9 protein-coding genes, 2 pseudogenes and 3 CRISPR repeat arrays (1 of these 14 running past the window's edge) are annotated in these 13654 nt (G+C 67.4%); of the genes and pseudogenes, 9 read left to right on the forward strand and 2 right to left on the reverse strand.

The window, feature by feature from the left end:
* Positions 1–17 precede the first annotated feature (17 nt).
* A CRISPR array of direct repeats spans positions 18–1266; the repeat unit is 29 nt; unit sequence GGGACCATCCCCGCGTGCGCGGGGAGCAC.
* 233 nt (positions 1267–1499) lie between these two features.
* From cas3 to HII36_RS14125, 7 genes and pseudogenes are all read left to right on the forward strand, one after another.
* Positions 1500–4415, forward strand: a complete 2916-nt coding sequence (gene cas3, locus HII36_RS14095) for a CRISPR-associated helicase Cas3' (RefSeq protein WP_328807708.1) — start codon at positions 1500–1502, stop codon at positions 4413–4415.
* Complete coding sequence (gene casA / locus HII36_RS14100; RefSeq protein WP_173523604.1) at positions 4405–6099, forward strand: type I-E CRISPR-associated protein Cse1/CasA; 1695 nt, start codon at positions 4405–4407, stop codon at positions 6097–6099. Before cas3 ends, casA begins: the two co-directional genes overlap by 11 nt.
* Positions 6096–6752 carry a type I-E CRISPR-associated protein Cse2/CasB gene (gene casB, locus HII36_RS14105; RefSeq protein ID WP_173523605.1) on the forward strand — a complete coding sequence of 219 codons (657 nt, stop codon included), beginning with the start codon at positions 6096–6098 and terminating at the stop codon, positions 6750–6752. Before casA ends, casB begins: the two co-directional genes overlap by 4 nt.
* Positions 6752–7945, forward strand: a complete 1194-nt coding sequence (gene cas7e / locus HII36_RS14110; protein WP_173523606.1) for a type I-E CRISPR-associated protein Cas7/Cse4/CasC — start codon at positions 6752–6754, stop codon at positions 7943–7945. The genes casB and cas7e overlap by 1 nt, the downstream gene beginning before the upstream one ends.
* A complete protein-coding gene (gene cas5e / locus HII36_RS14115; RefSeq protein WP_173523607.1) occupies positions 7942–8643 on the forward strand; it encodes a type I-E CRISPR-associated protein Cas5/CasD in 702 nt (233 codons plus the stop codon). Before cas7e ends, cas5e begins: the two co-directional genes overlap by 4 nt.
* Positions 8643–9329 carry a type I-E CRISPR-associated protein Cas6/Cse3/CasE gene (cas6e, locus tag HII36_RS14120; protein ID WP_173523633.1) on the forward strand — a complete coding sequence of 229 codons (687 nt, stop codon included), beginning with the start codon at positions 8643–8645 and terminating at the stop codon, positions 9327–9329. Before cas5e ends, cas6e begins: the two co-directional genes overlap by 1 nt.
* A 3-nt stretch (positions 9330–9332) precedes the next feature.
* Positions 9333–9656, forward strand: a pseudogene (locus HII36_RS14125) (type I-E CRISPR-associated endonuclease Cas1e); the annotation flags it as partial.
* A 40-nt stretch (positions 9657–9696) separates the two neighbouring features.
* Here the strand turns inward: HII36_RS14125 and HII36_RS14130 are convergent.
* Complete coding sequence (locus HII36_RS14130) at positions 9697–10569, reverse strand: IS3 family transposase (protein ID WP_173523608.1); 873 nt, start codon at positions 10567–10569, stop codon at positions 9697–9699.
* Positions 10566–10865 (reverse strand): transposase, encoded by a 300-nt coding sequence (locus HII36_RS14135; protein WP_173523609.1) that lies wholly within the window; start codon positions 10863–10865, stop codon positions 10566–10568. Before HII36_RS14135 ends, HII36_RS14130 begins: the two co-directional genes overlap by 4 nt.
* Positions 10866–10937: 72 nt before the next feature.
* Between HII36_RS14135 and cas1e the strand changes: the two are divergent.
* Together cas1e and cas2e are read left to right on the forward strand one after the other, a co-directional pair.
* Positions 10938–11573: pseudogene (gene cas1e / locus HII36_RS14140) on the forward strand (type I-E CRISPR-associated endonuclease Cas1e); the annotation flags it as partial.
* Positions 11570–11926, forward strand: a complete 357-nt coding sequence (cas2e, locus tag HII36_RS14145; protein ID WP_173523610.1) for a type I-E CRISPR-associated endoribonuclease Cas2e — start codon at positions 11570–11572, stop codon at positions 11924–11926. The pseudogene cas1e and the gene cas2e, both read left to right, overlap by 4 nt.
* A 167-nt stretch (positions 11927–12093) precedes the next feature.
* Positions 12094–12550: a CRISPR direct-repeat array (repeat unit 29 nt; unit sequence GGGACCATCCCCGCGTGCGCGGGGAGCAC).
* A 91-nt stretch (positions 12551–12641) separates the two neighbouring features.
* Positions 12642–13654: a CRISPR direct-repeat array (repeat unit 29 nt; unit sequence GGGACCATCCCCGCGTGCGCGGGGAGCAC) (it continues 852 nt past the right edge of the window).

Genomic DNA, 13654 nt, shown 5'->3' on the forward strand with positions numbered 1-13654 from the left:
AACTCGCGGTTGCGATTGGGACCATCCCCGCGTGCGCGGGGAGCAAGCCGCCGGCCTGATCGACCCGCGCGCCCCCAAGGGACCATCCCCGCGTGCGCGGGGAGCACAAGGGCGCGGAGAAGACCACGATCCCGTGCGAGGGACCATCCCCGCGTGCGCGGGGAGCACCAGTCCGCGTTGGCTCTTGTGCCGGAGCCCGAAGGACCATCCCCGCGTGCGCGGGGAGCACGGTGCGGGTGTCGGTCATTAGACGGTCCTGACGGGACCATCCCCGCGTGCGCGGGGAGCACCCGTCCGTGGTGAAGAAGAACACGCCGGGCTCGGGACCATCCCCGCGTGCGCGGGGAGCACGGCGCGGCGGCGGTCGAGTTCGGCGAGGTGCCGGGACCATCCCCGCGTGCGCGGGGAGCACAGGCGGACCGGCCGGGCGACCCTGATCACACTGGGACCATCCCCGCGTGCGCGGGGAGCACGGATGGATCTACACCGAGCGCGGCATGGGATCGGGGACCATCCCCGCGTGCGCGGGGAGCACACCCGGTAGGCGTACCCCTCCTCCACGTACACGGGACCATCCCCGCGTGCGCGGGGAGCACACCGGCGAGGTGACCCTGCTGCGCTGGACGTCGGGACCATCCCCGCGTGCGCGGGGAGCACGATCCTGTGGCGCGCGGCAAGGCGATGTACATGGGACCATCCCCGCGTGCGCGGGGAGCACCAGTTGATCTCAGGAAAGTGTCACAGCCCGCTAGGACCATCCCCGCGTGCGCGGGGAGCACCCAGCCCCCTGTCATTCGGTGGCGCCGACGGCGGGACCATCCCCGCGTGCGCGGGGAGCACCGGGTTCGGGCGTGGAAGCTGCCCTACGACGTGGGACCATCCCCGCGTGCGCGGGGAGCACATGGCGTTGTCCAGCGTGGTGATGAGGACCTGGGGACCATCCCCGCGTGCGCGGGGAGCACGTCGCCGTGGTGCGCGCCCTGCTGGACTTGCTGGGACCATCCCCGCGTGCGCGGGGAGCACCCCGTACAGACTTTTCCCCTGGTGGAGCGGGGGGGACCATCCCCGCGTGCGCGGGGAGCACGACGGCGGCCAGGCCCTCGGGGCTGAGTTTGCGGGACCATCCCCGCGTGCGCGGGGAGCACAACACCGCCGCTCAGGTGGCGGAGCTGGCCAAGGGACCATCCCCGCGTGCGCGGGGAGCACGCGAGCGGGGAGGCCCGGCGCGCGCTGCGGGGGGACCATCCCCGCGTGCGCGGGGAGCACTCTCCCTGACCTGCGACGTTGTCAGCGTCTGGGCCTGAAAATGAGCACTTTCACAGAAAAGGACATGGCTGGACATTTCGGTTATCAAGTTGACTATCTAGTCGTTCCAGGCTGCAGTACCTAGGAGTGTTGGGCAACCCGGCCCTGCTCTCCAGGGGCCGGCCGACTCTCGTTGGAGCTTTGTTGCCGAAAAGATGGCAACGCAGCGAGTCTCATGCACTTTAATAGCTCTCGTGCTCAACGAAGAGTCGCAACCCGCCGCATTCGTTGATGGTTTGTCCGTATATGCCCGTACTGTCTGGGCGAAGCATGATCGGGACACCGATGGGTGGTTGCCGTTGTGGCGGCACTTCGCTGACAGCGGCGCAGTGGCGGGGCTCCTCTGGGACCGATGGCTGCCATTACAGGTTAAACGAGTAATCGCCGCAGGACTTCCCGACGGTTTGAAAGACGGTCGTCGACTGGCGATATGGCTGGCGACCATTCACGACATCGGCAAGGCCAGTCCGGCTTTTGCGTGTCAGGTGGAATCGCTCGCCGACGCGATGCGAGCGGCGGGTTTGGAAATGCCGCCCCATAAAGCATTCCTGGATCGGAAACTAGGTCCGCATGGTCTCGTCGGTCAGGTGCTCCTGCAAGCATGGCTGATCGAGCGGTTCGGCTGGTCACGGTCTGAGACGTTGCAGTTGGGTGTCATCATCGGGGGTCATCACGGGGTTCCGCCGACGGCCTCGGACATCAAGGCGCTGAATGACCACCCAGACCTCGTACGGACCGCGGAGTGTGCTTCTCTGTGGCGGGACGTGCAGTGGGAACTCTTGGACCGCTGCGCAGAAGCGTGCGAGGTGAGTGCAGCCCTGGTCGGCTGGCGGGAAATACGACTCTCGCAGCCCGCCCAAGCACTGCTGACCGGCCTCGTCATCGTGGCCGATTGGATCGCCAGTAATCCGGACCTGTTTCCGTACTTCCCCGACGCCGAGCACGTCAGCGACCGAGACAGGGTGGAGTCGGCGTGGCGCGGCTTGGACCTGCCGAGTCCGTGGCAAGCATCCGAACCGAAGGGCTCTGTGCAGGAGGTCTTCGAGTCACGGTTCCGGTTGCCGGTCGGAAGTCGTATCCGACCCGTGCAAGAGAGTGCGGTGCAACTGGCTCGGAGCATGCTGACGCCCGGGCTGCTCATAGTCGAGGCGCCCATGGGAGAGGGAAAGACGGAAGCGGCACTGGCTGCGGCCGAAGTGTTCGCTGCGAGGTCTGGCGCTGGTGGGTGTTTCATCGCCCTGCCCACCATGGCCACGGGCAACGCGATGTTTCCACGGATGCTGGAATGGTTGAAGCGCGTTCCGGACCTGCAGCCGGCCCCGGGAAGGCGGTCAGTTCTGCTGGCGCACTCCAAGGCTGCGCTCAACGACGACTTCGCCGCGTTGATGCGGGCCGGCAGTCGAAACGTGCGGGGTGTCGAACTGGACGGTGAAGCCGGTCGATGGCGGCCAAATGCCGACCAGTCGGTGGCGCCGGCCGAACTCGTCGCGCACCAGTGGCTCCGCGGACGTAAGAAGGCGATGCTCTCGTCGTTCGTCGTTGGAACGATTGATCAGCTTCTGTTCATGGGGTTGAAGAGTCGCCATCTCGCGCTGCGCCACCTCGCATTGGCGGGCAAGGTCGTCGTCATCGACGAGGCACACGCCTACGACACCTACATGAACTCCTACCTCGATCGAGTGTTGTCGTGGCTGGGCTCGTACCGGGTACCGGTCGTGGTCCTGTCGGCGACGCTTCCGGCCATGCGCCGCCGCGAGTTGGCCAAGGCGTATGCAAGCAAGGGGGCGGATGCCGATCTCGACGCGGTGGCGGAGGCCCGAGGGTATCCACTTCTCACGGCGGTCGAGCCGGACGGCAGGATTCTGCCTGAGACGCCCGCGGCATCAGGCCGCGCTGTTCGCGTCCATTTAGATCGCCTGAGCGATGATCTGCCCAGCATGGGAGACCGGCTTAACCGGGAGTTGGCAGACGGAGGATGCGCGCTCGTCGTTCGTAATACCGTAGATCGTGTCCTGGAGGCTGCGGCATATTTGCGTGGCTTGTTCGGCAGCGAGAATGTCACCGTGGCACATGCCCGTTTCGTGGATATCGACCGTGCCGACAAAGATGCAGATCTTTTGAACCGCTTCGGACCTCCCGAAAAAAGTGGAGTCCGTCGGCCTGCCGGTCGTCATATCGTCGTGGCGAGCTCCGTGGCGGAGCAATCCCTGGACATCGACTTCGACTTATTGGTTTCCGACCTCTGTCCCGTGGACCTTCTCCTACAGCGGATGGGACGGCTTCACCGGCACGTACGCGGCCTGAATCAGAGCGATCGCCCGAAGAAGCTCCAGACAGCGCGTTGCCTGCTCACGGGTGCGGATTGGGATGTGACACCGCCCAAGCCGGTGAGGGGCTCCACGCTGATCTATCGCGATCACGCCCTGCTGAGATCGGCGGCAGTCCTCGAACCGTTCCTGTCCGGCGAAGCCGAGAACGGGCACGTCATCCGGTTGCCGGAGGACATCAGCCCTCTGGTTCAGGCCGCCTACGGCAGCGGTGCGGTGGGGCCTGACGAGTGGCAGGACGAGATGGCCAAGGCGGCGGCTGCTCAGGAACTGCATCAGGCCAGACAGGAAGAGGCCGCGCAGGACTTTCAGATCAAGGATGTCGGCCGGGCCGGTCGCTCGCTGCTCGGCTGGATCGATGCCGGTGTAGGAGACGCGGACGACACGCGACGAGGCCACGCCCAGGTGCGTGACAGCCGCGAGACGCTCGAAGTGCTTGTGGTGCAACGCCGGGCCGATGGCACCTTGGCGACCTTGCCGAACCTGTCCAGACGGCGCGGCGGGTTGGAGCTGCCGACGGACGTCGTCCCGGAGTCGCGCCTCGCCAGGATCGTCGCAGGTTGCGGGCTGCGCCTGCCCTACCACTTCTCCTTCCCCGCCGTCCTGGACAAGGCCATCGACGAGTTGGAGCGCCACTACATCCCCGCCTGGCAGGCCAAGGAGAGCTACTGGCTGGCCGGCGAACTGATCCTCGTCCTTGACGAGAATTGTCGTACCTCGCTGGCAGGCTACGACCTGCGCTACACGTCCACGGACGGTCTGGAGGTGTCTCGTGCCCAGTGAGGAGCCCACTGCGGCCTCGTTCGACCTGACCCGGCAGCCATGGCTGCCGGTCCAGCGCCGCGACGGCAGCGAGGACGAGCTGTCACTTCGCGAAGTGTTCGCGCAGGCGGACAACGTGCGACGGCTGGTAGGCGACGTGCCGACCCAGGAGTTCGCGCTGCTGCGGCTCCTTCTGGCCATCCTGCACGACGCTGTCGACGGGCCCGCGGAACTCGCCGACTGGCAGGAACTGTGGGACGACGGGTTGCCCATCGAACGCATCACCAACTACCTGGACGAGCATCGCGACCGATTCGATCTGCTCCATCCCAGCCAGCCCTTCTACCAAACGCCAGAGCTGCGGACAGCGAAAGGCGAGGTGAACGCCCTGGACCGGATCGTCGCCGATGTGCCGAACGGCCTTCCGTTCTTCACCATGCGTGGACGCGGAGCAAACCGTCTCACCTTCCCGGAGGCGGCTCGCTGGCTGGTGCACGCGCACGCCTTCGACACCTCCGGTATCAAGACGGGCGTCCTCGATGACCCCAGGGTGAAGGGCGGACGGGCGTACCCGCAGGGTGTGGCATGGGCCGGGAACCTGGGCGGCGTCTTCGCCGAAGGAGAGACGCTGAGACAGACGTTGCTCCTCAACCTGATCGCGTTCGACACGGACAATCTCCGTACCAAGCCGGATCAGGACCGGCCGGCCTGGCGACGCCCGCCGGACAAGCCAGGCGAAACCAATGTGCTGGAGCTGAGCCGCAGGCCAGCCGGCGTCAGAGACCTCTACACCTGGCAGTCCCGCCGGGTACGGCTCTTCCACGACGGCCAGGCCGTCACGGGAGTGATCCTCACCTACGGCGATCCGCTGACTCCAGGTAACAAACATCAGCATGAGCCGATGACGGCTTGGCGACGCAGTCCGGTTCAGGAGAAGAAGCTCGGGCTCGCCCAGGTCTACCTGCCCCGTGAGCATGACGTCAGCCGCAGCGCCTGGAGAGGTTTGGGGGCCCTGGTCGCCGGTCGTGTGGCTGGTGCCGAGCAGCGTGCTGAAGCTGCACGCATCGTCCGCCCTCGGATCCTTGACTGGGTCGCGCGCCTCACTGTCGAAGGTGACCTGCCGACCGGCTACCTCATCCGGGCGCACCTGATCGGCGCCCGATACGGGACCCAGCAATCCGTCATCGACGAGATCGTGGACGACTCTGTCGCCATCCCCGTAGTGCTGCTCCATGGTCGGGATCAGCCGCTGGGGATGGCGGCGATCGATGCGGTCTCCGACGCGGAAAGCGCCGTCACAACCCTCGGAGACCTGGCGGCCGACCTGGCCCGGGCCGGCGGCGACGAGGCGGAGTCTCGGAAGGAGATGGCACGCCACCGAGGATTCGCCATGCTGGATGGAGCGTTCCGCACCTGGCTGGCCGCCATAAGGCCTGAGGACGATGCCAAGGAACGCAGAGCGGCATGGCAGCGGGAGGCGCACGAGATCATCAGCCGTCTTGGGAACGAGTTGCTCCGTGAGGCAGGGGATGCGGCCTGGGAGGGGCGGGTGATCGAGACAAGGAAGGGTCAGAGTCTGTGGCTGACCGCCTCCCACGCCGATCTGCTCTTCCGCGCTCGGTTGCGGTCCGCACTGCCGACAGTGGTGCCGAAAGAACCTGAACCCCTTCCGGCGAGCACCGAGGCCATGGAGGCCACATCATGACGACCGCATCTCCATCACAGACGGCGACTGCGCCGCGTCCGGTCCAAGACCTCGTCGGCGAGGCGGCTTCCACCTATGTCAGCGCCTTGCAGAGGGGCTACCGGGCGGACACCAGCGCCGCCGTCGCCGCATTGGCGCAGCTGAGACGAGGAGCCGGGAAGCTGCCCGAAGAGGTGCCCGAGCTCTGGGGCATGGCGGGGACGGAACAGCTCTACGGCGAACAGTCGCTGTCGGAGCGGGAGGCGCTCAAGGCCGAGTTCGCGTTGTTCTCGGCCATCACCCTGTACGCCCTCCACCAGCAGTCCAAACCCGGCCAGGACATGCATCAGACGGGAACGGAGTTGGGTACCGCTGTGCGCCGGCTCATGCCCAGCGCGACGCTCGACGAGCCGATCCGCCGCCGCTTCGTCCGTCTGGGCACCGCGACCACGCCGAAGGTGCTCACCGAACGCCTCCGCGAAGTCGTCATCCTGCTGCGCAACGCCTCGATTGCGCTCGACTACGGGATCCTGTCCCGGCAGCTGTACCAGGCGCAGGACCCCGATGGCATGCGGCAGGTGCGGCAGCGCTGGGGCGGCAGTTTCCACTCCTACCGTCCTGCCGCTCCACGAGCCGATGCGGACCCGGCAGCTACCCCCGACAAGGACACCTGATGACTCGGACCATCCTCGAAGTCCACGCGCTGCAGACCGTCCCTCCGAGCTGCTTGAACCGCGACGACACCGGGACGCCCAAGACGGCGACGTACGGTGGCGTGCGCCGGGCCCGGGTATCGAGCCAGGCGTGGAAGCGAGCGACCCGGCGGGGCTTCCAAGGGCTCCTGGATCCGAGCGAGCTCGGCGTGCGAACCCGGCGGGTGGCGGAACTGCTCGCCGAACGCATCCGCAAACTGGACGGTTCGATCGAGCAGGCCGATGCGTGGTCGCTCGCGGCGGAGACCGTTCAAACCGCTACAGGGTCAAAGATCGAGGTCCCGAAGAGAGGTCGTAATGACGCGGCTGCGGGTGCCGCGGCTCCTGAATCGAAGTACCTCATGTTCCTGAGCGCTCATCAGCTCGATGGTCTGGCAGAGCTCGCGGTCAAGGCTCACGGTTCGGGCAGCAAGGACTACTTCAAGGACAAGGCCGTCAAGGACCAGGCCAAGCGGATCGCGAACACGCACCACTCCGTGGACATCGCACTCTTCGGCCGGATGATCGCGGACGGAGCGGACATCAACGTCGATGCTGCGGCCCAGGTGGCGCACTCGATCAGCGTCCATCGGGTGGACAACGAGTCCGATTACTACACGGCGGTCGACGACTACAAGGAACGCGAGGACGACGACCTGGGCGCCGGCATGATCGGCACGGTCGAGTTCAACTCCGCCACCCTCTATCGCTACGCCGCGGTGGACGTCGACCTGCTCCGCCGCAACCTCGGTGCCGGACTCCGAGACGACGAGCCGGTCACTGAACCCGTCCGCAGGGCGGTGGAAGCGTTCGTTCAGTGCTTCCTCACATCGCTGCCCACAGGGAAGATCAACACCTTCGGTAACCACACCCTGCCCGACGCCGTCGTCGTGAAGCTACGAAGCGTACGGCCCGTCAACCTCGTGGCGGCATTCGAGGAGCCCTGCCGGGCCGATCCGGAGACGGGCGGCCACATGAAGCAGGCGACCGAGGCGCTCGTCTCCTATCTCAGCGACGTCGAGACCGCGTACGGCATCGGAGACAGCGATCCCACGTGGGTTCTGCGGGTGGGCAAGAGCACCGAAGCCCTGACCAGGCTCGGCTCCAGCATGCCCATGCCCGATCTGATCGCCGCCGTGGGCGCGGAAGTCGCACGGAGGCAGGGCGAGGCATGAGCGTCCTGCTGTTGCAGCTCGCTGGACCGCTTCAGTCCTGGGGATCGACTTCGCGCTTCGCCCGCCGGTCCACAGAAGCTGCGCCGACCAAGAGCGGCGTGATCGGGTTGCTGGCGGCCGCCCTCGGGCGAGAGCGCTCGGACGACCTCGACGACCTGGCGGCCATGCGCTTCGGCGTCCGAGTGGATCAGCCGGGCACGATGCTGCGCGACTTCCACACCGCCCACCACTTCGTCACCGGCGAAGCCGCGCCCGTGTCGGAGCGGTTCTATCTGGCGGATGCGGTGTTCGTGGCCGGGGTCGAAGGCGACGACACGCTCATCGACATGCTCCGCTTGGCGCTGCATGCGCCGGTCTTCCTGCCATACCTGGGACGACGCTCTTGCCCGCCGTCCCGGCCGGTCTATCTCGGAGTTCGAGAGAACGGCCTGGTGGAGGCTCTGCGCCGGGAGCCGTGGCGCGCTGCTCGCTGGTACCAGCGACGGCGGCGCAACGAGCACCAGGTCAAGCTCGAAATCCTTGTGGAAGCTGTCGAGGAGGACGGGCCGGTGGACAGCTTGCGCGACCAGCCGGTGAGCTTCGACCCCCTGCACCGCCAGTACCGGCTTCGTGGTGTCCACCGGCCCCGCCCTGCCACTGTGACCAATCCCGCGGCCGGCCCCGCCCACGATCCCATCGCCGCTCTCGGGGGCGCATGATGTTCCTGACCAGGTTCCGCTTCAACACCGCGCGGCTCGGCGCCCGACGCCTGCTGTCCTCGCCACAGCGGTTGCACGCCGCGGTCATGTTTGCGTTCGCAGAGCCCCTGCCTCAGGACGGCGGCTCCCGGGTTCTCTGGCGGATCGACCGCAACAGCCGCTCCGAGACGTTTCTCTACCTCGTAAGCCCAGACAAACCGGACCTCACCCATCTGGTGGAGGAGGCCGGCTGGCCGGAGACCGGGCGATGGCAGACCCATGACTACAGTCCCCTGCTGTCCCGGCTGGCCAAGGGAGACGTCTGGTCGTTCCGCCTGACTGCGAACCCTGTTCACAGCATTCGCAGAAACGCCGATGAACCGACCAAACTCACAGCGCACATCGGACAGCGTCATCAGATGCACTGGCTTCTCCAACGACAGGAGAAGGCGGGCTTCGCGGTCCTCGAAAAGCCGCAGGAGCAACGCCTGCACGATGAACTCGATCAGTACGAACTCGTCGTGCGCGATCGCAGGCAACTCGAATTCGCCAAGACCGGCCACCGAAAGCCCGTCACCCTCGTCACCGTCACCTTCGACGGCCGCCTGCAGGTGACCGACCCTGACGCCTTGCGCCATACCCTCACCCGCGGGCTGGGCAAGGCGAAGGCCTACGGCTGCGGTCTGATGACTCTCGCTGAGGCGTGAAAGATGGCCACCGTAGGCCAGCGAGGCCAGTCCTCGCCTCACGAACTCGTGCGAATGGGAGACCGCATCTCCTTCATCTATCTGGAACGCTGCGTCCTGCACAGAGAAGACAATGCGATCACGGCCGAGGACGCCCACGGCACCACTCACATCCCGGCCGCGACGATCGGCACCCTGCTCCTGGGCCCAGGTACCCGAGTGACTCATCAGGCGATGAGCCTGCTCGGCGACAGCGGAGCCGGCGTGGTCTGGGTAGGTGAGCAGGGCGTTCGCTTCTACTCCGGCGGGAGATCGCTCAATCGTTCGTCGTCCCTCGTGGAGGCGCAGTGAGCTTGCTCCGCTTTGACGGACACCATCGTTGTGGTGGTCAGGCCGCGCGGGCGGCCTCGTAGTCGGCAGGGCTACGGTAGCCCAGGCTGCTGTGCAGCCGGTGCAGGTTGTACCAGCTTTCGACGAACTCGAAGATCGCTCTGCGGGCGGCAGCTCGGGTGGGCCAGGGCCGGGTATCGAGGAGTTCGCCCTTGATGGTGGCGAAGAACGACTCGGCCAGCGCGTTGTCCCAGCACTGCCCGGTCCGTCCGACCGACAACCGCACGCCGAGCCGTGTGGCCAGCTCGGCGTAGGCGGCGCTGGTGTATTGACAGCCGCGATCGGAGTGGAAGATCACCGGCCCGGCCGGGCGGCGGCGGGCGCAGGCCTGCTGCAGGGCTTCGGCGACCAGGCCGGTACGCAGATGATCGGCCGTCGCCCAGCCGACCACCCGCCGGGAGGCGATGTCGATGACGGTGGCCAGATACAGCCAGCCCTCCTCGGTGGCGATGTAGGTGATATCGCCGCACCAGCGCGTATCGATAGCCGCCGCGTCCGGTGTGAAGTCACGCTCGATCAGGTCCGGCCGAAGGCTCGCCTGCGGGTCGGGGACCGTGGTCTGCCGCCGGCGTCGCTGATACCGTCCGGCCAGGCCCAGCGCGCGCATCAGCCGGGCCACCCGCCGCCGTCCGCACCGCTGCCCGTCCTGCCGCAACTGCGCGTGCACCCGCGGCACCCCGTAGCTGTCGCGTGAGCGCGCGTGCACCACGGCGATCCGCTCGGCCAGTTCGGCATCGCGCACCGCACGCGGACCGGGCACTGCGGTACGGCGGGCGTAGAAGGCGGCACGGGAGACTCCCAGCAACTCACACGCGCGCTTGACGCTGTGACCACCCTGCTTCTCCGCCTCGATGAACGGGTGCACGCTCACCGGGTCTCCCTCACGAAGAAAGCCGTCGCCCGCTTGAGAACGTCGACGTCCTCGCGCAGCCGCCGGTTCTCCCGCCGCAACGCCGCCAGCTCCTCCCTCTCACTGCTGGTCAGCCCATCCCGATGCCCCTCGTCGACCTCGGCCTGGCGCACCCATTGCCGCACCGCCGTCTCGGTCAGGTCGAAGTCCTTGGCCACCTGGCCGACCGAGCGGTCACCACGTCGGCACAGCTCGACGATCTCGGCCTTGAACTCCGGTGTGAACGAGCGGCGAGGACGCGGCTTCTTCTTCCCCATGCTGTCCATCATGGGCATCCTTTCGGGGGCGAACCCCTGATCTCGGATGTCCGTCAAACCGGATCAAGCCCACAGGCGGCCAAGTGGGCCAACCGCCGAACCCGGCTTGAGGTAGCTCGGGAGATGTACCGCATGCGTTTTCCGGGAGAGGATCCGTCAGCGTTGACCCGGCACGAGCTCCTCGGGAGAGAGGGACGCCGGGTCAAGGAGCACTACCGCAAGGAAGCCGACCGCGTCGGGCTTCCGTGGAACGGCAGGGTCTACATCCCTGGCGACTTCAACGCGGGCGACCCCCTGAATCAGGCGATCACGGCTGCGGCACAGTGCATGTACGGCGTGGCTCAGACCACGGTGGCGGCGCTCGGTTGCTCGCCTGGGCTGGGCTTCATTCACTCTGGGCATGAGCTCGCGTTCGTCCTCGACATCGCAGACCTCTACAAGACTGAAATTGCCATCCCGGTCGCCTTTGAAGAAGCGGCGCACAGTCCGGATGACGTCGGATCACGAACCCGTCGTGCCGTCCGCGACAGGATCAACAAGGTCGGTCTACTCAAGCGGTGCGTGGGCGACATCAAACGCCTGCTTCTGACCGGCGATACCGCTGAGACAGGCGCCGTCGACGAGGACGTCGACCGAGTGCTCCTACAGAGCGATCACGGCATCGAGCTGGAGTCAGGGCGCAACTACGCGGATGAGGTGCCCTGGTGACCGTCATCGTGCTCACCCGATGCCCGGTCGGTCTGCGCGGGTTCCTGACCCGCTGGCTCATGGAGATCTCTCCCGGCGTGTTCATCGGGGGACCGTCAGCGCGTATTCGAGAGCAACTCTGGCTGCAGGTCCAGCAGTACGCCGACACCGGCAGGGCACTTCTTGCGTACACCACGGACAACGAGCAGGGGTTCGCCTTCGAGACACATGATCACAAGTGGCACCCCATCGACCACGAGGGACTCATCCTGCTGCGCCGGCCGAAGGAGCGGCAGGAGCGGACCTCATCGGAAGCGCCTCGTAACTGGAGCAAGGCGGCGAAGCGCCGTCGATACGGGAGAGCTGATCAATAGACGTAGCGAAGAGTGGCGGTGCCCGCACGAGTTGGCTGGCGATCTCCGGGTGCTCCTTGTGTGCGCGGGAGCACTTTGGCCAGGAGTGCAGCTCGCAAGACGGAACGGGACCATCCCCGTGTGCGGGGGAGCGCAGGACAGCGGGACAAGCTGCGCGACCTGGCCGAGGGACCATCCCCACGTGCGCGGGGAGCACACGGCCGGTACGAGGGCGCGGGGCCGTCCTTGGGGACCATCCCCGCGTGCGCGGGGAGCACTCCGCCATCGGCAAACCCTCATCCAGCAGCACCGGACCATCCCCGCGTGCGCGGGGAGCATCCCGGAAGCTCGACCACGTCACCCCGCACGTAGGGACCATCCCCGCGTGCGCGGGGAGCACATGGAGAACCTGTCCCTGGGCGTGGCGGGCGCGGGACCATCCCCGCGTGCGCGGGGAGCACCGTGCCGGGCGGGTATTTCCCGTCTTGGATGCGGGACCATCCCCGCATGCGCGGGGAGCACGAGGCGGTGAAGGTGTGCGAGACCCGGCGCGCGGGACCATCCCCGCGTGCGCGGGGAGCACGACCACGAGGACACCCCCGGCAAGGTGCACGAGGGACCATCCCGGCGTGCGCGGGGAGCACCCAGAGAAGAGCCTCTTCAGGTACTCGTACGCGGGGCCATCCCGCGTGCGCGGGGAGCACACCCGGCTGAGCTCGTGCTCAGCCGGGTCAACGGGACCATCCCCGCGTGCGCGGGGAGCACGGCGTGCCCGAGGAGCGCGGCGTGATCGAAGTGGGACCATCCCCGCGTGCGCGGGGAGCACCTGCGGGGCGGCCGGTCGACGGAGCATCCGGAGGGACCATCCCCGCGTGTGCGGGGAGCACACCCGGCTGAGCTCGTGCTCAGCCGGGTCAACGGGACCATCCCCGCGTGCGCGGGGAGCACACGACCTGTCGTTTCGGGCACGCGATCACCGTAGGACCATCCCCGCGTGCGCGGGGAGCACACCTCGTCCTGCAGCTCCAGCCGACGCCACTCGGGACCATCCCCGCGTGCGCGGGGAGCACTGAGCTCGACGTGAAGCCAGATGCCAAGCCGACCAGGAGGGACCATCCCCGCGTGCGCGGGGAGCACTGCGGAAACTCTCGCAGGCGATCCAGGGTCAGGGGACCATCCCCGCGTGCGCGGGGAGCACAGTCCGCGATGCGCGCCATCATCCGCTCCACTGGGACCATCCCCGCGTGCGCGGGGAGCACTCCGACATAGGTGTGGTTCAGCACCCGCCCGGAGGACCATCCCCGCGTGCGCGGGGAGCACCGTCAGCGGCAAACTCAGGCGCTTCCAGGCATGGGACCATCCCCGCGTGCGCGGGGAGCACAACCCCAGGTTGAAGCCCTGCAAGCGCGCATCAGGACCATCCCCGCGTGCGCGGGGAGCACGTCTCCCGCAGCGCCACGCTGGACATGTACGGGGGACCATCCCCGCGTGCGCGGGGAGCACGAATAGGCGTCCGCACCCTCGCGCGTTTCCAGGGGACCATCCCCGCGTGCGCGGGGAGCACCGCTCAGGGCCATGGTGAACAGCTCGGGGATCGGGACCATCCCCGCGTGCGCGGGGAGCACGGGGCTCGTCTATACCAAGCGGAGTCTCGGCAGGGACCATCCCCGCGTGCGCGGGGAGCACAGCGATGCCGACGGCGACGGGGAGGAGGGCGCGGGACCATCCCCGCGTGCGCGGGGAGCACCC

The sequence above is a fragment of the Nonomuraea antri genome (assembly GCF_013283785.1).
Taxonomy (GTDB): domain Bacteria; phylum Actinomycetota; class Actinomycetes; order Streptosporangiales; family Streptosporangiaceae; genus Nonomuraea; species Nonomuraea antri.